At 42.5% G+C, this 20,176-nt stretch carries 17 protein-coding genes; 15 read left to right on the forward strand and 2 right to left on the reverse strand.

The window, feature by feature from the left end; translation table 11 throughout:
* Positions 1 to 19 precede the first annotated feature (19 nt).
* Positions 20 to 1,270 carry a competence/damage-inducible protein A gene (locus tag CD004_RS07905; RefSeq protein WP_102262250.1) on the forward strand — a complete coding sequence of 417 codons (1,251 nt, stop codon included), beginning with the start codon at positions 20 to 22 and terminating at the stop codon, positions 1,268 to 1,270.
* A 176-nt stretch (positions 1,271 to 1,446) separates the two neighbouring features.
* Here the strand turns inward: CD004_RS07905 and CD004_RS07910 are convergent, their stop codons facing one another.
* The gene (locus CD004_RS07910; protein WP_102262251.1) at positions 1,447 to 1,653 is read right to left on the reverse strand and encodes a hypothetical protein; all 207 of its coding nucleotides are present in this window, start codon (positions 1,651 to 1,653) and stop codon (positions 1,447 to 1,449) included.
* A 407-nt stretch (positions 1,654 to 2,060) separates the two neighbouring features.
* Here CD004_RS07910 and recA point away from each other — a divergent pair, with 407 nt between their 5' ends.
* The 10 genes from recA (at position 2,061) to CD004_RS07960 (ending at position 14,007) form a co-directional block, all read left to right on the forward strand.
* A complete protein-coding gene (recA, locus tag CD004_RS07915; protein ID WP_102262252.1) occupies positions 2,061 to 3,101 on the forward strand; it encodes a recombinase RecA in 1,041 nt (346 codons plus the stop codon).
* A gap of 331 nt (positions 3,102 to 3,432) precedes the next feature.
* A complete protein-coding gene (rny, locus tag CD004_RS07920; RefSeq protein WP_102262253.1) occupies positions 3,433 to 4,995 on the forward strand; it encodes a ribonuclease Y in 1,563 nt (520 codons plus the stop codon).
* 342 nt (positions 4,996 to 5,337) lie between these two features.
* Entirely contained in the window at positions 5,338 to 6,135 is a 798-nt protein-coding gene (locus CD004_RS07925; protein WP_102262254.1) for a TIGR00282 family metallophosphoesterase, read from the forward strand.
* A 475-nt stretch (positions 6,136 to 6,610) separates the two neighbouring features.
* Positions 6,611 to 6,871, forward strand: coding sequence for a stage V sporulation protein SpoVS (spoVS, locus tag CD004_RS07930; RefSeq protein WP_010193268.1), 261 nt, complete (start codon positions 6,611 to 6,613; stop codon positions 6,869 to 6,871).
* A 130-nt stretch (positions 6,872 to 7,001) separates the two neighbouring features.
* Positions 7,002 to 7,937 carry a dipeptidase gene (locus CD004_RS07935; RefSeq protein ID WP_102262255.1) on the forward strand — a complete coding sequence of 312 codons (936 nt, stop codon included), beginning with the start codon at positions 7,002 to 7,004 and terminating at the stop codon, positions 7,935 to 7,937.
* A gap of 297 nt (positions 7,938 to 8,234) precedes the next feature.
* Positions 8,235 to 9,968, forward strand: coding sequence for a 2-oxoacid:acceptor oxidoreductase subunit alpha (locus CD004_RS07940; protein ID WP_102262256.1), 1,734 nt, complete (start codon positions 8,235 to 8,237; stop codon positions 9,966 to 9,968).
* Position 9,969: 1 nt separating this feature from the next.
* Positions 9,970 to 10,836, forward strand: coding sequence for a 2-oxoacid:ferredoxin oxidoreductase subunit beta (locus CD004_RS07945; protein WP_102262257.1), 867 nt, complete (start codon positions 9,970 to 9,972; stop codon positions 10,834 to 10,836).
* A 360-nt stretch (positions 10,837 to 11,196) separates the two neighbouring features.
* The gene (miaB, locus tag CD004_RS07950) at positions 11,197 to 12,741 is read left to right on the forward strand and encodes a tRNA (N6-isopentenyl adenosine(37)-C2)-methylthiotransferase MiaB (RefSeq protein WP_102262258.1); all 1,545 of its coding nucleotides are present in this window, start codon (positions 11,197 to 11,199) and stop codon (positions 12,739 to 12,741) included.
* 1 nt (position 12,742) lies between these two features.
* Positions 12,743 to 13,180, forward strand: a complete 438-nt coding sequence (locus CD004_RS07955) for a YlbF/YmcA family competence regulator (protein WP_102262259.1) — start codon at positions 12,743 to 12,745, stop codon at positions 13,178 to 13,180.
* A 284-nt stretch (positions 13,181 to 13,464) separates the two neighbouring features.
* Positions 13,465 to 14,007, forward strand: a complete 543-nt coding sequence (locus CD004_RS07960) for an outer spore coat protein CotE (protein ID WP_041966656.1) — start codon at positions 13,465 to 13,467, stop codon at positions 14,005 to 14,007.
* A 131-nt stretch (positions 14,008 to 14,138) separates the two neighbouring features.
* Here CD004_RS07960 and CD004_RS07965 read toward each other — a convergent pair whose 3' ends face one another.
* Entirely contained in the window at positions 14,139 to 15,053 is a 915-nt protein-coding gene (locus CD004_RS07965) for a 4Fe-4S binding protein (RefSeq protein ID WP_102262260.1), read from the reverse strand.
* Positions 15,054 to 15,362: 309 nt separating this feature from the next.
* Between CD004_RS07965 and CD004_RS07970 the strand changes: the two genes are divergently transcribed.
* The 4 genes from CD004_RS07970 to nrfD all read left to right on the forward strand — a co-directional run bounded on the left by CD004_RS07970 (position 15,363) and on the right by nrfD (position 19,832).
* Positions 15,363 to 15,977, forward strand: a complete 615-nt coding sequence (locus CD004_RS07970; RefSeq protein ID WP_102262261.1) for a TorD/DmsD family molecular chaperone — start codon at positions 15,363 to 15,365, stop codon at positions 15,975 to 15,977.
* A 224-nt stretch (positions 15,978 to 16,201) separates the two neighbouring features.
* On the forward strand, positions 16,202 to 18,394 hold the full coding sequence (locus tag CD004_RS07975; RefSeq protein ID WP_158651504.1) for a molybdopterin-containing oxidoreductase family protein: 2,193 nt from the start codon (positions 16,202 to 16,204) through the stop codon (positions 18,392 to 18,394).
* On the forward strand, positions 18,394 to 18,930 hold the full coding sequence (locus CD004_RS07980; protein ID WP_102262263.1) for a 4Fe-4S dicluster domain-containing protein: 537 nt from the start codon (positions 18,394 to 18,396) through the stop codon (positions 18,928 to 18,930). Before CD004_RS07975 ends, CD004_RS07980 begins: the two co-directional genes overlap by 1 nt.
* A 5-nt stretch (positions 18,931 to 18,935) precedes the next feature.
* Positions 18,936 to 19,832 (forward strand): NrfD/PsrC family molybdoenzyme membrane anchor subunit, encoded by an 897-nt coding sequence (gene nrfD / locus CD004_RS07985; RefSeq protein ID WP_218973335.1) that lies wholly within the window; start codon positions 18,936 to 18,938, stop codon positions 19,830 to 19,832.
* Positions 19,833 to 20,176: the final 344 nt, after the last annotated feature.

The following is a 20,176-nucleotide window of genomic DNA, read 5'->3' on the forward strand; positions in this document are numbered from 1 at the left end:
TTTGTCAGGGGGACAAGATATGAATGCCGAAATCATTGCTGTGGGATCTGAATTGCTTCTTGGGCAAATCGTCAATACAAACGCCAGATTCCTTTCGAGACAGCTTGCCGAACTGGGAATCAATGTTTTCTACCATACGGTCGTCGGGGATAATCCTGATCGGCTGAAGAACGCGATGGGAATTGCCCGGGAACGCGCAGACCTGATTATCTTCACTGGCGGATTAGGTCCAACTAAAGATGACCTGACAAAGGATACAATTGCTGGGCAGCTTGGAAAACAGCTTGTTCTTGATGAGGAAGCGATGAGGTCCATCGAATTGTATTTTGAAAAAACAAACAGGGTAATGACTGAAAATAACAGGAAACAAGCTCTCGTGATCGAGGGATCAACCGTCCTGAAAAATGAACATGGCATGGCCCCGGGAATGTTCCTGACAACAGCAGACAACAAATTCATGCTTCTGCCAGGACCACCATCCGAGATGGAGCCAATGTTCTTGAAATATGGCCAACAGGCTATAGAAGGCATGACCGGCAATCAGTCTAAAATTGAATCGAGGGTCCTGCGGTTCTTTGGAATCGGTGAGGCAGCCCTGGAATCGGAAATAGAAGATTTGATTGACCAGCAGAGCAATCCAACCATCGCTCCGCTAGCTGGTGACGGTGAAGTTACACTGAGGCTTACGGCCAGGGATGATTCCAAAGACACAGCACAAGCATTGATTGATCGAGTAGAAGCAGAAATCATGGACAGAGTCGGTGAGTATTTTTATGGTTACGACGAAACCTCGCTAATGATTGAGCTTTCGAAATTATTGAAAAACAAAAACTTGACAGTATCAGCGGCTGAAAGCTTGACAGGCGGAATGTTCCAGCAGGAATTGTCTTCAATCTCCGGTGCAAGCAGCCTTTTCAAGGGCGGCTTGGTTTGTTACTCAAACGAAGCCAAAATAGGAATTGTCAAGGTTAATCCTGAAACAATTGAGAGGTATGGTGCTGTTAGCGGTGAATGTGCGGAAGAGCTGGCAATGAATGCTGCAGCGCTTACCAACTCTGACATCGGCATCAGCTTTACCGGAGTGGCTGGTCCTGAGAGCCTGGAAGGGCATCCACCAGGGACAGTTTTTATCGGGCTCCACGTAAAAGGCCAACCAGTCCATTCGGAAAAACTTAGCCTGAGTGGCTCCCGCACCGCTATCAGGAAAAGGGCTGTAAAGTTTGGCTGCCAGATTATGATTAATAGATTATCAGGAACACGGAAGCAATAGTTTCCGTGTTTTATTTTGGTTAAGGAATTTATAAAGGTATTGAGTTGTGGATAACTCAATGCAGTTTTCTTAATCCAGCTCCAGCGCCTAGCCCCTCGAGTCGCTTGTCTAGCTGCGGCTCCTAACTCCTCGAGACACTTCAGTCCTGCCAATGAAGTCAAAGAACGACTTCAATTTCAGGTCTTCCAGCGCTTGTCGGAGTTGGGCAGTCGCCTCCGCTTTTCGATTTGTCTTGTGTCGCCTCCTAGAAACTCCGAAACTTCAACTCCGCCGCCAGAAGCAAAAAGCGCTTCTTTGTCGGAGTCTCCAGTTTCTGCGTTTCTGGGCAGTCGGCTATACATTTCGTTTTCGGTCCGCCCAATGAAGTCAAAGAACGACTTCACTGGTCGGCCCTCCGAGGCACAGGACGTGCTAGACCCGCCAGCCACAGGACGTGGCGCTTTAAGGCGGGCAGCGCTTGTCGGGGCTGAACGAGGCGCTTGCGCTTTTTGTTCTTATGTATTGCATTTTTCAATCATGACCTTCGCAACGGAACATAACCGGTTCTTAAATAGAAAGATTTCTTGCGAAAATCCTGTTTTAAAGGGTATAGTCTGTATGAAAACTAGTGAAACATTCCTGTGAAATTCAATTTTCTTAATTTCCCGTGTTCTAAAAAAAACGAATAAATGTTCGATTTTTTAATAGACAAACACCTAGGAAAAAGGTATAGTAATAGTAGGCTTTAAATAAGAGATTTGCGGCCAAGCAGTATGCTGGTTCGTTTTTATATAATAAGGAGGAATTTTGAGTGAGTGATCGTCAAGCTGCCTTAGATATGGCGTTAAAACAAATTGAAAAGCAATTTGGTAAAGGCTCAGTTATGAAATTAGGAGAGAAGACAGATACAAAGATTTCTACTTCTCCAAGCGGATCCCTTGCGCTGGATGCTGCACTGGGAATAGGCGGATATCCTCGCGGACGTGTTATTGAAATCTACGGACCTGAAAGTTCAGGTAAGACAACTGTTGCGCTTCATGCAATCGCAGAAGTACAGGCTAATGGCGGTCAAGCGGCATTCATTGACGCTGAACATGCTCTGGATCCTGTATATGCACAGAAGCTTGGTGTAAATATCGATGAGCTTCTTCTTTCACAGCCGGACACAGGTGAACAGGCTTTGGAAATTGCAGAAGCACTTGTGCGAAGTGGAGCAATTGATATCATTGTTGTTGACTCCGTTGCTGCTCTTGTTCCAAAGGCTGAAATTGAAGGTGAGATGGGTGATGCCCACGTTGGTCTTCAGGCTCGTTTGATGTCTCAGGCATTGCGTAAGCTTTCCGGTGCTATCAATAAGTCAAAGACTATAGCAATCTTCATTAACCAGATTCGTGAAAAGGTCGGTGTTATGTTCGGTAACCCTGAAACAACACCTGGCGGACGCGCTCTGAAATTCTATTCAAGTGTACGTCTTGAAGTACGTCGTGCTGAAACACTTAAGCAGGGCAATGACATGGTCGGTAACAAAACAAGGATCAAAGTTGTCAAGAACAAGGTTGCTCCTCCGTTCCGTACAGCTGAAGTGGATATCATGTACGGTGAAGGTATTTCCCAAGAGGGAGAAATAATCGACATGGGATCTGACCTTGATATCGTTGATAAGAGCGGTTCTTGGTATTCATATAATGGTGAGCGTCTTGGACAGGGAAGGGAAAACGCAAAGATGTTCCTTAAAGAAAATCCGTCCATCCGTCTTGAAATCAAGCAGAAGATCCGTAATCACTACGGCCTTGATGGTGAATTCACGGTGACTGAAACTGATGAAGACCAGGAAGAACTCAAATTGGATTAATAGATTATCTATGTTTATTAACAAGGTCTCCTGAAAGCCAGGAGACCTTGTTTGTGTTTTTCTTACAGAGAAGAGCATGGATCGAAAATCTGCAGAAACCATCCCAAAAATTAGAATTGATTGAATAATTAATCAAACCAATGGAATCCTTAGGGGACAAACCCTTGACAATAAAATTTGACAGCTTTACAATTAAAAATGTATATTTTACATTTTCATGGTATTAAAAACGTTTAAAAGCATTTGAGCTGTATATTGATGCTTGTAACAATGTACATGCCGACACTTTAAAAAACGTAACACAAGTTCATAGCAAGAGGAGGTGAAAATGATGGATCTAATTATTTCAATCATCTCCATTTTGCTTGGCCTATTCGTCGGTGCAGTTGTTGGCTATTTTTATCGTAAATCCGTTGCGGAAGCAAAAATTGCAGGTGCCAAAAACGCCGCAGAACAAATTGTTGAAGATGCGAAGCGTGAAGCAGAGGCTATGAAAAAAGAATCCCTGCTGGAGGCTAAGGATGAAAATCACAAACTGCGTACAGAAGCAGAGCGTGAAATTCGTGAACGAAGAAATGAACTGCAAAAACAAGAAAATCGTTTATTGCAAAAAGAGGAGAATCTTGATCGCAAAGATGAGTCGTTGAACAAACGTGAGAATCTTTTAGAGAAAAAAGATGACGCTCTTTCCAAAAGACAACAGCATATTGAAGAGATGGAAAGCAAAGTGGACGAGATGGTACGAAATCAGCAGACTGAACTAGAACGCATCTCGGGCTTAACGCGTGATGAGGCTAAATCCATCATTTTGGAGCGAACTGAGCAAGAACTTGCTCACGACATTGCACTAATGATTAAGGAAAACGAAAACAGGGCGAAAGAAGAATCCGATAAGAAAGCGAAAGAGGTACTTTCACTGGCCATTCAAAGATGTGCAGCAGATCATGTTGCTGAAACGACTGTATCAGTTGTGAATCTTCCGAATGATGAAATGAAAGGGCGTATTATCGGACGTGAGGGACGGAATATCCGCACCCTGGAAACGTTGACGGGAATTGATCTCATTATTGATGACACTCCGGAAGCGGTTATCCTTTCTGGATTTGACCCAATCAGACGTGAAACAGCCCGTCTAGCTCTAGACAAGCTTGTCCAGGATGGACGTATTCATCCGGCTCGAATTGAGGAAATGGTTGAGAAAGCACGCCGTGAAGTAGATGAACACATTCGTGAGGTTGGCGAACAGACTACCTTCGAAGTGGGAGTGCACGGACTGCATCCAGATCTTATTAAAATTCTTGGCCGCTTGAAATATCGTACAAGTTACGGACAGAATGTACTTAAGCATTCAATGGAAGTAGCCCAATTGTCCGGATTGCTTGCCGCAGAGTTAGGTGAAGATGAGACATTAGCTCGCCGTGCAGGACTCCTGCATGACATCGGAAAGGCGATTGACCATGAGGTAGAAGGCAGCCACGTTGAAATCGGCGTAGAGCTGGCTACTAAGTATAAGGAACATCCTGTTGTTATCAACAGTATTGCTTCCCACCATGGTGATACAGAGCCAACTTCGATCATTGCAGTACTTGTTGCTGCTGCTGATGCATTGTCAGCTGCAAGGCCTGGCGCCCGCAGCGAAGCTCTTGAAAACTATATCCGCCGTCTTGAAAGGCTGGAAGAGATTTCTGAATCCTATGAAGGAGTCGAAAAATCATTCGCAATTCAGGCTGGTAGAGAAATCAGGATCATGGTTAAGCCTGATCAAATCGATGACTTGCAGGCACACCGCCTGGCACGTGATATTCGAAAGAAAATCGAGGAAGAGCTCGATTATCCTGGACATATCAAAGTTACAGTCATCCGTGAGACACGGGCAGTTGAATATGCAAAATAAAGCGGTGCTTCGGCGCCGCTTTTTATATTGTTTTCTCCAGGCTGAGGCCTAAGTGGAGGAAGTTATCCCAAAATAAGGGATTTCAAGAGATTTTAAACCTTTCATGAGAGATTTTGAGGAAATGTTGAGAGAATACTTAGGTTAATCGAGAGAATATCATGCTTTCTTGAGAGATTAAAACTTTAATTCGAGAGATTGCAGAGGATATTTCGTTTCCGCGGCAATCATGGTTTGCATAAAAGGGTAATCTGGTTAGTAGGCAGGAGTGATTTCCCCCGAAACCCAGTAGTATGATACAATTTCACATATAAAATATAAATTATAGACAGGAAAGTGAATGCAATGAGAATTTTATTCGTAGGGGATGTTGTAGGTTCCCCGGGCAGGGATATGATTACGGAATACCTGCCAAAGTTAAAGGGGAAATTTCGCCCGACTGTTACGATCATAAATGGTGAGAATGCAGCGAGCGGTAAAGGGATCACCGAAAAGATTTATCGTCAGTTTCTTGAGCAGGGTGCCCAGGCGGTAACTCTAGGAAACCATGCATGGGATAATCGTGATATTTTTGAATTCATCGATTCTGCTAAATACCTGGTCAGGCCTGCTAATTTTCCTGAAGAAGTACCTGGAAAAGGAATTGTCTATTTAAAAATCAACCAGGAAGAACTGGCAATAATCAACTTACAGGGCCGTACTTTCTTGACGCCAATTGATTGCCCATTTAAAAAAGCTGATGAATTGATAGAGGAAGCAAGAAAACGCACTTCCCTCATTTTCGTAGATTTCCATGCAGAGGCAACTAGCGAAAAGCAGGCCATGGGCTGGTATCTTGATGGAAGAGTCTCCGCTGTAGTAGGAACACATACTCATGTTCAGACAGCAGATGATCGGATTTTGCCCTCTGGTACAGCTTACCTGACTGATGTAGGCATGACAGGGCCATATGATGGAATATTGGGAGTAGAAAAAGAAGCGGTGCTTAGAAGGTTCATGACGAGTCTCCCAACGCGATTCGAAGTAGCCAAGGAAGGAAGGAATCAACTATCAGCAGTATTGATAGATTTGGATAAGAAGACTGGCAAAGCAGTGAAAATCCAAAAGATTCTTGTTAATGAAGACCATCCTTTTTATGACTAGAATATATGGATAACCTTTTTTAGGCTGCAGGTGAACTCATTTGAGTTTTTCTGCAGTCTATTTTATTTGCACAGAATTGGTTATTTTTAGTATATGAAGAGTGAATGGTTATGGTATGTTCCACCCAGAGGAAAGATAGCCTTATGAATGAGCCGTCATAAGGGTACGAAAAGCCCCGACCGATACCCTTATGAAGAGGGAGAATCCTGCAAAAGGGTATAATTAACCCCGAAATTGCCACTTAGTTAGAACCCAAACATTGTATCAGCGGATATATCGACAAAAAGAGATCCTTCGCATTAGTTTTAATCAAACAATCAGCTCTAACAACGAACATCATCTTCATCACTTACAATGCTTTTTTTTATTGAAGGTCATATGTGGGCTTCCTCCTGAATATAGTAGCAGTGGAACAGACTAAACTGGATGTCCACTTAAGACGTCCAGGACGGGATAAAATAAGGAGGAGCCAGGAATGGAGATATTAAAAGTTTCAGCAAAATCTAATCCTAATTCTGTAGCTGGTGCGCTTGCTGGAGTACTGCGCGAAAGAGGGGGCGCAGAAATTCAGGCTATCGGGGCGGGTGCATTGAATCAGGCCGTAAAGGCAGTAGCGATCGCAAGAGGGTTCGTAGCACCTAGCGGAGTCGATTTAATTTGCATCCCGGCATTTACTGATATCCTGATTGATGGCGAGGAACGTACAGCCATTAAATTGATTGTTGAACCCAGATGAAAGCGTAATCGAGCCTATAGATAGATTGGCATTCTAAAGAATCTTTAAAGGTCACAATCAGCCTGTTTGCTATTGCAAGCAGGTTTATTTTATTTAATGGAGTATTATGAAAGGAAGAGGAGGTATTTTTGTGAAAATCTATGACGCTCATTGTGATGTTCTATATAAATTATTCATGGACCCAACGCTTGATTTTGCCAAATCACCTGAGTTGCAAGTCAATCTTGAACGTCTGAAGGCATCGTCCACAAAAATCCAATTATTTGCCATCTATGTACCCGAATCAGTTCATCCTGATCTGAAATTTGAAGCAGCACTGCGAATGGCGGATTTATTTTATGAAAAAGTCTTAAGGCCTCATCCTCAAATCAGGCTGATTAAGGACAAGGTGGACATTGACCTGCTAGAAGATGATGAAATTGGTGCAGTGCTGTCCCTCGAAGGTTGTGATGCGATTGGACAGGATTTATTGAAATTACGCACTTTGTTGAGGTTGGGAGTACGATCTGTAGGATTAACGTGGAACTTTGGGAATTATGTGGCTGATGGTGCCCTGGAGGAACGAGGAGCGGGTCTTTCAAGGTTTGGACGTCAGGTTGTCCAGCTGCTGAATCAGACCAAAACAATCTGTGATGTATCACACTTATCTGAACAGGGCTTCTGGGATGTAATGGAAGCAGCTGACCAGGTATTCGCATCCCATTCAAACTGTTATTCACTTTGCCACCATCCGCGGAACCTTAAGGATAATCAGATCAAAGCGCTGATAGACCGGGATTCAGTCATTGGTGTTACCTTTGTGCCAGAATTCTTATCAGGCAAAAAGGATACTGCTTCAATAGATGATGTCATCCGCCATCTTGATCACATTTGTTCTATTGGAGGAGAAAATCATGTGGGATTTGGGTCAGACTTTGATGGAATCGAATTCACTGTAAAAAATCTGCAGGGGAACGAACAATATGAAAACCTTTGGAATGAATTGCAAAAATATTATTCTGATATACAAGTGAGCAAGTTCCTATATGGGAATATGAGCACCAAATTATCTGTGCAGAGATCGTAAGTGCCTTGGAGACAGCGAATTTCCGCATAGTAATTGAAGGGTTGCAGAGTAAGAAACTTATAATATTTTAATAAATAAAAAAATATTCATATTTTGGTCAATAATTATTCTTAAAGGGTTGCTTTTTTATTCACATAGGTCTAGAATTGTAAGCGTTTAGTACCATCCATTTGCTAGATTTCAGCATGAAATGCAAGATATAAACCGTTTAATTCTAGTGAATTACTTGGAAAAGTGCTACACTTAATAACGAAGCGTTTTTACATATTTTTTTACGTATCTAAAGGGGTGTAAGAGATGATCAATCAACTTTCATGGAAAGTTGGCGGACAGCAGGGAGAAGGAATTGAATCTACCGGGGAAATTTTCTCTATTGCATTGAACCGTCTAGGCTACTACTTGTATGGCTACCGTCACTTTTCATCACGTATCAAGGGCGGACACACAAATAACAAGATTCGAGTGAGCACTACAGAGGTTCGATCTATTTCTGACGATTTAGATATTCTTGTAGCTTTCGATCAGGAAACGATTGATGTAAACTACAAAGAATTGCATGAGAACGGCGTAATTATTGCTGATGCTAAGTTTGACCCAAAAAAGCCTGAGGACACTCAAGCTGCGATGTATGCGGTTCCATTTACGGAAATGGCTACTGAATTGGGAACATCTCTTATGAAAAACATGGTTGCCATCGGTGCGACTAGTGCAATTTTAGACTTGGATATCCAGGTTTTCGAAGAAGTCGTCCAGGAAATTTTCGGACGCAAAGGACAACAAGTTGTCGATAAAAACATGGAAGCCATCAAAGCTGGCTACGAATATACGAAAGAACAATTAGGCGGCGCTGAGACAATGCAGCTTGAAAAGGCTGATGGACAGAAGCGCATGTTCATGATTGGCAATGATGCAATCGCTCTTGGAGCAGTAGCAGCAGGCTGCCGCTTCATGGCTGCATATCCAATCACACCTGCTTCAGAAATCATGGAATATCTGATCAAAAAACTTCCTGCTCTTGGCGGAACAGTTATCCAGACTGAAGATGAAATCGCTGCTGTCACTATGACAATCGGCGCTAACTATGGCGGCGTACGTGCCCTTACAGCTTCTGCTGGACCAGGTCTTTCATTGAAGATGGAAGCAATCGGCCTTTCAGGTATCACTGAAACACCGCTTGTCATTGTTGATACACAGCGTGGCGGCCCATCAACGGGACTTCCTACAAAACAGGAACAGTCAGATTTAATGGCGATGATTTATGGAACTCACGGTGAGATTCCTAAGATCGTCTTTGCTCCAAGTACTGTTCAGGAAGCATTCTACGATGCAGCAGAAGCATTCAACCTTGCTGAGGAATATCAGTGTCCTGTCATTATGCTGACAGACCTGCAATTATCTTTAGGAAAGCAGACAGTTGAACCGCTTGAGTTTGATAAAGTGGAAATCCGCCGCGGTAAATTGGCTACAGAAGCTCTTCCTGAAATTGATAACAAAGGCTACTTCAAGCGTTATGAAGTGACTGAAGATGGTGTTTCACCACGTGTCATCCCAGGAATGAAGAACGGTATCCACCATGTTACTGGTGTTGAGCATGATGAAACAGGAAAACCTTCGGAATCTGCTGCCAACCGTATTGCGCAAATGGATAAGCGTATGCGTAAAATCAGCAATCTGAAGTTCAATACGCCAATCCACAAGAATGCTCCGCATGAGGAAGCTGATCTGTTGATCGTAGGTTTCAACTCTACAAGAGGTGCAATTGAAGAGGCAATGGGAAGACTTGAGAAGGATGGCCTGAAAGTAAACCACGCACATGTGCGCCTGGTACATCCATTCCCGGCTGATGAGATGATGCAGCTTGTAAAATCTGCAAAGAAAGTTGCAGTTATTGAAAACAATGCGACAGGACAGCTGGCAAACATCATGAAGATGAATGTCGGAAGTCATGAGAAGATCCATAAGATCCTCAAATATGATGGAAATCCATTCTTGCCGCAGGAAGTCCACACAAAATGCAAGGAGTTGTTCTAGGATGGCGACTTTTAAAGAATTTCGCAATAATGTAAAACCAAACTGGTGCCCTGGCTGTGGCGACTTCTCTGTACAGGCAGCCATGCAGCGTGCTGCTGCCAATGTTGGTTTAGAGCCCGAAGATCTGGCTGTAATCTCTGGTATCGGCTGTTCAGGCCGTATCTCCGGATATATTAACTCTTATGGTTTCCACGGAATCCATGGCCGTGCGCTTCCAATTGCGCAGGGGGTTAAGATGGCTAACCGTGATCTTACCGTTATCGCTTCTGGTGGTGACGGAGACGGCTTCGCGATCGGTATGGGACATACAGTCCATGCGATCCGCCGAAACATCAATATCACTTACATTGTCATGGACAACCAGATTTACGGTCTGACAAAGGGACAAACTTCCCCTCGTTCGGCTGCTGGATTCAAGACAAAATCAACTCCTGCAGGTTCCATCGAGCAGGCCATTTCCCCAATGGAATTGGCTTTGACAGCTGGCGCTACTTTCGTGGCACAAAGCTTCTCAACAGACCTGAAAGACCTGACTGCGCTGATCGAAGCTGGAATCAAGCATGAAGGTTTCTCTCTAATCAACGTATTCAGCCCTTGTGTAACTTACAACAAGGTAAATACTTACGACTGGTTCAAGGAAAACTTGACAAAGCTTGGCGACATTGAAGGATATGATCCATCAAACCGTGAAGCAGCAATGCAGACATTGATGCAGCACAACGGTCTTGTTACTGGATTGATTTATCAGAATACAGAGCGTAAATCTTATCAGGAGCTGGTTAGCGGTTATTCAGAATCTCCGCTATCACAAGCTGACCTGAAGCTAGACCAAGCTCACTTTGATAAGCTAGTTGCTGAATTCATGTAATATAAATCCGGAAATCAAGCCGGAATGAATAAAACCCCAATCGATCAAGATTGGGGTTTTGTTATTCTTATAAATTTGATCCTATTGCTAGAATTAGTGACAAGCATCACTACAAAATAATAAAATGTTAGGTAATATAATTTATTAAGTCGGCTTTTTTTACCAAGAAAGCCGTATTTCCAGTGCCTGCTATTGTGTTCATTGATTGAAGAGTTTATACTATTATAATGTGTATATTTTATATTTTCAGGGTGAAATATAACCCTTTTAAAAGTAGAAAGCAGAACTGTTTGTGAAGTTAGCACCGGCGCCAGGCTCTATCAATTTGCCTGCTCGCTTTCTAATGAAAGGAGATCCATAATGAACGAAAATCAACGTTTGGAAGGACAGCAAGTACAAACTGAAAATTCTTCGGACAAAAAATCCAGCAAGGATTACAGCAAGTACTTTGAAACAGTATATACAGCTCCTTCCCTGAAGGATGCAAAAAAACGCGGCAAGGAAGAAGTCCAGTATCATAAAGACTTCGATATCCCTGAAGAATTCATTGATATGGGACAGGGACGCAAATTCTACATCCGCACTTTTGGCTGCCAGATGAATGAGCACGACACAGAAGTGATGGCAGGTATTTTCCTTGGTCTTGGCTATGAACCTACTGACAGTGTCGAGGACGCGAATGTCATCCTCTTGAATACATGCGCAATCAGGGAAAATGCTGAGAACAAGGTGTTCGGTGAACTTGGACATCTGAAGCACCTAAAAAGAGAAAAACCAGATCTTCTATTGGGAGTTTGCGGCTGCATGTCCCAGGAAGAATCCGTCGTTAACAAAATTCTTAAGACCTATAACCAGGTTGATATGATTTTTGGTACGCATAATATCCATCGCCTGCCACATATCCTCCAGGAAGCATACATGTCCAAAGAAATGGTCGTAGAAGTTTGGTCTAAGGAAGGGGATGTAATCGAAAACCTTCCTAAGGTGCGCAAAGGCAATATTAAGGCATGGGTAAACATCATGTATGGCTGTGATAAATTCTGCACTTACTGCATCGTTCCTTATACACGAGGAAAAGAACGCAGCCGCCGTCCTGAGGATATCATCCAGGAAGTCCGTCAGCTTGCTGCACAAGGCTACCAGGAAATTACCCTTCTTGGCCAGAATGTAAACGCCTATGGAAAAGACTTGGCCGACATGAAATATGGTCTTGGTGACTTGATGGATGAAATCCGTAAAATCGATATCCCTCGCATTCGTTTTACAACCAGCCACCCGCGTGACTTTGATGATCACTTGATCGAAGTGCTGGCAAAGGGCGGTAACCTGATGGACCACATCCATCTTCCAGTACAGTCAGGTTCTACTGATGTATTGAAAATAATGGCCCGAAAGTACACACGGGAACAATATCTCGAACTTGTCCGTAAGATCAAAGCAGCAATTCCTAACGTTACATTGACTACAGATATTATCGTTGGATATCCGAATGAAACGGATGAGCAGTTCGAGGAAACAATGTCTCTTGTTCGTGAGGTTGGCTATGAGTCAGCCTATACGTTCATATACTCTCCAAGGGAGGGAACTCCTGCTGCTAAAATGCAGGATAATGTCCCAATGGAAGTGAAAAAGGAGCGCCTGCAGCGCCTGAACGCACTTGTGAATGAGCAATCCGCGCAGTCTATGAAGAAATATCAGGATCAGATTGTTGAAGTCCTGGTTGAAGGCGAAAGCAAAAACAATCCAGATGTTCTTGCAGGTTATACAAGCAAGTTGAAACTTGTCAATTTTGTTGGACCTAAAACGGCAATCGGCAAAATCGTCAAGGTAAAGATCACAGATGCAAAAACATGGTCTTTAAACGGGGAAATGATAGAAGAAATCGAACCAGTTGAGGTGAACTAAGTTGGCAAAGTACAATAAAGATGACATTATCCAGCGTTCAAGAGAAATCGCAAGAATGATTGCGGAAACAGAAGAAGTTGACTTCTTCAAGCGTGCAGAAGCACAAATTCATGAGAATGAAAAAGTGAAAACACTTATTTCTTCTATTAAAGGTCTTCAAAAACAGGCTGTTAACTTTCAGCACTATGGAAAAACAGAAGCATTGAAGAAGACTGAAGCAAAAATTGCTTCTCTAGAACAACAACTTGATGAAATCCCTGTGGTCCAGGAATTCAAGCAGTCACAAATCGATGTAAATGAATTGCTTCAGCTAGTGGCTACAACGATTTCCAATACGGTTACAGATGAAGTAGTTGCATCAACTGGTGGAGATATTCTCCGCGGTGAAACAGGAGCAGCTCTGAAAAATGAAGCAAGCTGCCATACACACAACCATTAATTATCGATCAGTAAATGGTACCTGAATATTCAGGTACCATTTTTTATTTATAACGGGCCATCGAATCCCGAATTTTGATTAGCCTTCGCAAGTACCTCCCTCTTGCGTGTCACTTTAATGCAATCTAAATCCCCATCAACTTTCATCAATCGGGAACATTCAGGGCATATGGGCATACAATGAACTATGCCTAAGTTTTTACCAGCGGTTCTAAAATTAATCGCACACTAGTCTAATATCACGCATAGGATGAATTGAAAAAGATTGAGGAGGTTTCGCTCGCAATGGGAGATTACAGAGAGATTATTACGAAAGCCGTCGTAGCGAAAGGACGCAAATTCACGCAGTCCAATCATACGATCAACCCAGCGCATAATCCGAGCAGCATTCTGGGCGCTTGGGTCATAAACCATAAGTATAAGGCAAAAAAGGTAGGGAAAGTGGTTGAAGTAAACGGGTCTTACGAAGCCAACATCTGGTACTCCTTTGATGATAATACAAAAACTGAAGTAGTGACGGAGAAAGTAACTTACTGCGATGTCATCAAACTGAAGTACCGTGACCCTGACTGCATGGATGACCATGATGTCCTTGTAGAGGTTCTGCAGCAGCCTAACTGCATTGAAGCGGTCATTTCGCCTAATGGCAACAAAATCATCGTTCACGTCGAGAGGGAATTCCTTGTGGAAGTCATTGGTGAAACGAAGGTATGTGTTGTCACTCATCCAGGCGGATGCGATTGCGATGATGACGAGTGGGGTCATGGCATCGATGATGACGAATTCGAAGACTTGAACCCAGACTTCCTCCTGGGAGAGGAAGAATAACATCGAACTAGGAAGCTTTCACTTCCTAGTTTTTTTTGCAAGTAAAGAAAGGGAAGGCACCGGTTTCGAAGCTGTTTACGCAACTGTGGCAGCTTTGGATCCGGTGCCTCATTCTTTGTTTTGAGAGGGCATTACAGGAAAAAATTAGGTTTCTCGATTTTTTTGCAGATTTCACATTCATTTGATTCTTCTTCCCACGAATAAAAACTGCTTCTGCAAGTAGTACATTCATTTTTATACACATGATAGGCAGCTTCACTTACCTTGTGGATACTCTGAGCAACCTGAATTCCGCTGTGCTGACATATGTCCATGCAAAGTTTGCAGCCGGAACAATTTTTTTCATCAATGTGCAGTGTATCGTTCTCCAGTGTAAAAATCTGTGCAGAGCAGATGTTAAAACAGGCTTCACATAATGTGCACTTCTTCTCATGTATCCTTACTTCATGTAACGACCAATCATTATATAGGTTAGAAGACTTAAAGCTGTCCTCATTGAACCGCCACTTTACTGGCGTTACTGAAGACAGAACAGTTCTTTTGCCATCCATCGAGAGTTTCGTGAAAAAACCACGTCTTGATAGCTTGGGTTGAGCATCTTCCTTAAGTGATATAGTCTTGGTGATCAATATTGGATCAAGTTCCATGACGTTAAAAACTTCATTGGCATTCCCAATGCGTTTTTCTAACTCCTTATCACGAGCTTCTTTTTGAATAAAGCGGACTCCTTTTTTATGGAAATAAAGCAATTCCAGGAAGCTTGGAAGCGGGGAATCATCTTGCAATAAAAGGTGATCCTTGATTACCTTCCTTGCTGGCGACTGCCCTTTAATTGCCTGCTGCGGGCAAACTGTAATACATATACCACAGAGAGAACAAGCCTTTTCATCTAACTTAAGAATCCCATCTTCAATAATTAGTGCCCCGTGTGGACATTCATCCATACAAGCTGTACAGGTACTCAATGGGCTTTTCTTTTTTGAACACGCTTCTGATATTTCCAGTTCATAGCTCAAGCTTTCGAGCCAATTGGTTAGTAGCGACATATTAGTCACCTCAAGAGTGATAATTCATGTACTTCTATTCTACGACTAAAATTCATGAATAGTGGCGAGTTTGCTGGATATTCAAACATATTTAAAGGAATGTTCACATTTCCAAATCGGCTGTAGGCGTTTTAAAGCCTTTATTTCAGTGTCTTTTAATAGTTTTCTCTATAATCTGTACAGAAAATTAAAGAATTAAATTAGGTGAAATCCTTCACATACGCTAGGGGGAATATCCACAGAATGTATATTGTTTCACAAACTTGATTGCAATATAGTGAAGTTGTAATCGAAAGGTGGTGAATCCCGGTGATTGGATTAGATAGAAAAACAGATGTTGCGAATGTTTTTATAGTCCTTGCAGATTTATTTAAACAACCAACAAGAGATACCTGGGATGAAATTAAGCAGCAGAATCTACTGAAGAAGCTGGAAGAATCGGTCAGAGAACTTTTTAATATCGACTTTTTCATAGAGGAAGTCCTGCCAGAGAACTATGAAGAATTTAGAGAATTATACATGTCCTCTATTGGCAGCTCGCAAAAGAAGGCTGCACTTCCGATTGAATCTTTGTATAAACAGTGGACACTGGATGAAACGTGCACTCTGCCCTTTGCTAGGGACAAAGGTTATATATTAGGAGATTCGGCGTTACATATCAATTACCTGTTAGAAAAGCTTAAGATCGAAATCCCTAATGAATTACAGGGTATGCCGGACCATCTAGCAATCCTGTTGGAGTTGTTGGCTTATTTCATTGAGCATGTTCCCGAAAATTCCACTGCTGAATTTTTGGATGATCATTTCGATTGGCTCGAAGAATTCGAATCGCAGCTTTCAGAAGTAACGGTTCATCCATTTTATCAGAGACTGACGAGAGCATTGATCGAAATATTAAAGGCACAACGTAATAGTTACCTGTAAGGCTTCAAGTCATAAAGGTGGTGATGCTTTTAGTGAAGGACATCCTTTTAAAAAGAGCTTTAATAACAGATTCCATTAAAGGGATAGGATACTCTGGGCAAGAGTTATTGAGTTTTACATTCATCAGTAAGAAAGCATCAATCACAACAATGCCTTGCATAAACGCTAAAGAAGAAAATTATTAAATGTTTTATCGGTCGGGAGTAAAAGGAGGGCTAGTGAAAATGGATACAAAACTATCACGTCGAGGATTCATTAAAGCCTCTGCAGCAACTGCTGCATTGGCATCTGCGGGAACAGTAGGCTTTAATGAATGGTCCAATCAATATGTAAAAGCAGGAGCAAATGCAGAGATAAAGGAAATACCTAGTACATGCAATGCATGTTCAAGTAAATGCGGGATGATCGGCCATGTAAAAAACGGGCGATTATGGAAGCTGACAGGGCACCCTGATCACCCTTATTCGAAAGGGAAGTTATGTGCCAGGGGGCATGGTTACGCTACAGTTGTTTATTCCCAGGATAGGCTGACACAGCCATTAAAACGTGTTGGTGAAAAGAAATTCGAGCCGATTACATGGGAACAAGCTTACAAGGAAATTGCAGAAAAATTGAACAAGATTATAAAAGAGCATGGCCCACAGTCTGTCGCATTGACGGAAGATCCGCGCGCTTCAGGGAAATTTTATTCTCCTCGATTCATCAATGCGCTTGGTTCGTCGAACTACTATACTCACCATGTCGTTTGTTCAAATTCAAGGGATTCAGGGTTCTTGCACACAGTTGGTGTATCGTCAACAAGTGCTGACATCAGCAATGCTAAGTACATTATGTTCATCGGCAGGAGCTATGGAGACGGCATCCGTCCAAGTTCCGTCCAAGCGTTAGCAGCTGCAAAAGACAATGGAGCAAAGATTGTCATTGTCGATCCACGTTTGAATAATACAGGCAACCTGGCAACCGAATGGCTTGCAATTCGTCCTGGTACAGACCTCGCATTAGTGCTGGCCATGTCCCATGTATTGATAAAGGAAAACCTGCATGACATGGCATTCATTAAAAACTACACTGTTGGTTTTGAGGATTACGCAAAGGAACTGAAAAAATACACACCGGAATGGGCAGAAAAAATTACCGGTATATCTGCAGACTCGATCACTAGGATTGCGATTGATATGGGCAAAGCCAAACCTAAGGCTTTGATTGAGCAATCGTGGAGAGGAGCATTCGGCTGTAATTATGAAAATAGTACGGAAACCGGCCGTTCAGTAGCGATGTTCAATGCTTTACTTGGTAACTACCAGCAAAAAGGCGGAAGTATATTTGGTGGGAAACCTAACCTTGGGAAACTAAATGAATCAAAACATCCTAACCCGAAAGAACCTGAGGCTCCAAAAGCAGGTAAGAAAGAATTCCCGCTTGCCTATCACAGTCACGGTGTTGCAACGATCGTAGCAAAAGAAGCGTTGGAAGGCAAAATGAAGGCGGCAATTTATTACCATTCTAATGCATCGCTAGGCTATGGAAATCCGAAAGTAATGAAGGAAGCACTTTCTAAAATGGATCTCGTTGTAGCCATAGATGTACAAATGTCTGAAACGGCACAACTGGCACATTATGTCCTTCCGGAAGTGACTTATATTGAACGTGATGAGGTAATTGAAGGTTTATCTGGAAAGATACCAGGTATCGCTCTTCGCCAGCAGATGGTTGACAAGGTTCATCCGGAGACAAAACCAATACATGAAATCTATACAGAGTTAGCTAAAGTCTGCGGAGTTGGGCAATATTTCAACTTCTCCCTTGATGAATTGAACGAAGCGATGCTTGCACCTACAGGCATTACTTATAAGCAGCTAAGGGAAAAAGGAACCATCATGTTCCCTAATGAAGAAATCTCCTTAGGTAAGATGAAAGAACTGAAAACGCCTTCTGGCAAGGTTGAGTTTTACAGTGAAACATATAAAGAAGCAGGCTTTAAACCGATTGTGGAATGGATTGAACCGAAGGTAAGCCCGGCAGATGATTCTTTCCGTCTGATCACTGGGAAACAGGCAATCCACAGCCATACGCAAACTGCAAATATACCAATCTTGATGCAGATTACAAAAGATTATGATTTAGAGAGAATCTGGATCAACCCTGTTCGTGCCAAAGCGCTGGGAATCAAGGATGGAGATATGGTTGAATTGAAATCCAGTGAAGCAACAAGCAAAATTCGAGTAAAGCTAACAGAAAGAATCCACCCAGAAGCGATTTTTGTGCCAAGCCATTATGGAATCACTTCAAAAGATTTAAAGACCGGACAGGGAATAGGATTTGGCTATATGGAACACGTACCATTCGACTTTGAAAAATGGAGTGGCGCAGGAAATATCCACGAAGTAATCGTGAAGGTTAGGAAGGTGAATGGCTGATGGCACGCTATGGAATGGTAATAGACACACGTAAATGCGTCGGCTGTTATGCTTGCCGGGTAAGCTGCCAGATGCAGAATGAGCTTCCGGTAGAAGAGACATATATTAAGTTTCACGAAAAAGAAACGGGTGTATTCCCAAACGTCAAGAATGAAATCATCCCGGTACAATGCCAGCACTGTGAAGATGCCCCATGTGTGAGTGTCTGCCCGACAAAGGCAACCTACACGACAAAAGAAGGCATCGTGCTAGTTGATGCTGATAAGTGTATCGGATGCAAGTATTGTATGGTGGCTTGCCATTATGGGGCCAGAACGCAGGATCATAATACAGGGGTAGTTGAAAAATGCCGTTTCTGTGCAGAGCTTGTGGCAGAAGGAAAACAGCCAGCCTGTGTCAGCACCTGCATCAGCAATGCCCGTATATTCGGTGACCTTGATGATCCGAATAGTGAAGTTTCAAAAACAATAGTTAAAATGAATGCTCAGCCTTTAAGGCCGGACTTAGGAAAGGCAAAAATTTACTACGTGAGGTGATTATAATGGTTTGGGGAACAATTATCGCTGCCTATTTATTCCTTGCTGGACTTAGTGCCGGTGCGTTTTTAACATCTTCCTATGCAGCAAGGAAATATCCTGATGCCAAAACAGTCAGGGTTGTCGGAAGGTTAATCAGCCCGATACTTATGGGCATTGGACTATTGCTTCTAATTGTCGATGCAGAAGCGGGGCTTAAGGATCCTTTGCGGTTCATCTATTTGTTTACAAATTTTAGTTCAGTCATGACAATCGGTACTTATTTCATTAGCTTTTTCATGATGGCTGCAGCATACATCGCCTTGATGGAATTGCTGAAAAAAGATACCAACAAAATTGTGGAGTACGTCGGCGTCGTATTTGCTGTCGCTACAGCCATTTACACCGGCTTCCTGATTGGTGTCATTGGGGCTGTGCCACTATGGAATACTGCAATTTTGCCAATCCTGTTCGTCGTGTCGGCATTCTCAACAGGGATTGCCGGTACAATGCTAGTGTCAGCAATCATGGATAAAAAGGTGATTCATCATGTGATGTCCATCAAAAAAATTCACTTAACATTGCTGATTTCAGAAGTATTCCTGATTTTCACAATGTTCCTGATCACTTCATCGACCAATGAGTCAGCAGCACAATCTGTTGCCATGCTGCTTTCCGGTGAGTACAGTATCCTATTCTGGTTGGGTCTGATTGTTATCGGATTGATGGTTCCAATTGGTATTGAGGCTCTCGAAATATGGAATTCGAGTAAACTTCATCAGAGCCAGGCGGGACTGGAAGTAGCAGCTTCCGGATCTCACGGAATTACAGCTACCTTGATCACAGAAAGTGCCGTACTCGCAGGCGGATTTATCCTGCGCTATCTGTTACTGGCAGCAGCAGTACCGGTAATATTTTTATAAAAAAAGCAAGCAGACCTGGACTAAACACGTCCAGGTCTTTTAAGTATCAATTGAACTCTTCCGCTTTTTCTTTATAGAAAAATTAATAAATTGAAGCGCTATATTGCTGATCGCCAAAATCAGGACTGGCATAAAAAAGTATGGGCTTTGCTGGTTAATCCAGGTTAGCTCAAAAAAGTAATCTACTAAAGAAAATAAAATGAAAATAAATACAATCATCCGAGTTATACTTTCCAGTCTAATTAACATACCAATTTATCCTTTCACATATTTAATCTACTAATTCTCTAAAATATGGAAAAATCCTTCTAATAATCTTAGAACAGATAGTAACCATCTGAATA

It is taken from the genome of Mesobacillus jeotgali (assembly GCF_002874535.1).
Classification (GTDB): domain Bacteria; phylum Bacillota; class Bacilli; order Bacillales; family Cytobacillaceae; genus Mesobacillus; species Mesobacillus jeotgali.

Coding starts and splice junctions, on each gene's coding strand:
- CD004_RS07905 (WP_102262250.1), top strand. CDS start 20: ATGAATGCCGAAATCATTGCTGTGGGATCTGAATTGCTTCTTGGGCAA.
- rny (WP_102262253.1), top strand. CDS start 3,433: ATGGATCTAATTATTTCAATCATCTCCATTTTGCTTGGCCTATTCGTC.
- CD004_RS07925 (WP_102262254.1), top strand. CDS start 5,338: ATGAGAATTTTATTCGTAGGGGATGTTGTAGGTTCCCCGGGCAGGGAT.
- spoVS (WP_010193268.1), top strand. CDS start 6,611: ATGGAGATATTAAAAGTTTCAGCAAAATCTAATCCTAATTCTGTAGCT.
- CD004_RS07940 (WP_102262256.1), top strand. CDS start 8,235: ATGATCAATCAACTTTCATGGAAAGTTGGCGGACAGCAGGGAGAAGGA.
- CD004_RS07945 (WP_102262257.1), top strand. CDS start 9,970: ATGGCGACTTTTAAAGAATTTCGCAATAATGTAAAACCAAACTGGTGC.
- miaB (WP_102262258.1), top strand. CDS start 11,197: ATGAACGAAAATCAACGTTTGGAAGGACAGCAAGTACAAACTGAAAAT.
- CD004_RS07960 (WP_041966656.1), top strand. CDS start 13,465: ATGGGAGATTACAGAGAGATTATTACGAAAGCCGTCGTAGCGAAAGGA.
- CD004_RS07965 (WP_102262260.1), bottom strand. CDS start 15,053: ATGTCGCTACTAACCAATTGGCTCGAAAGCTTGAGCTATGAACTGGAA.
- CD004_RS07975 (WP_158651504.1), top strand. CDS start 16,202: ATGGATACAAAACTATCACGTCGAGGATTCATTAAAGCCTCTGCAGCA.
- CD004_RS07980 (WP_102262263.1), top strand. CDS start 18,394: ATGGCACGCTATGGAATGGTAATAGACACACGTAAATGCGTCGGCTGT.
- nrfD (WP_218973335.1), top strand. CDS start 18,936: ATGGTTTGGGGAACAATTATCGCTGCCTATTTATTCCTTGCTGGACTT.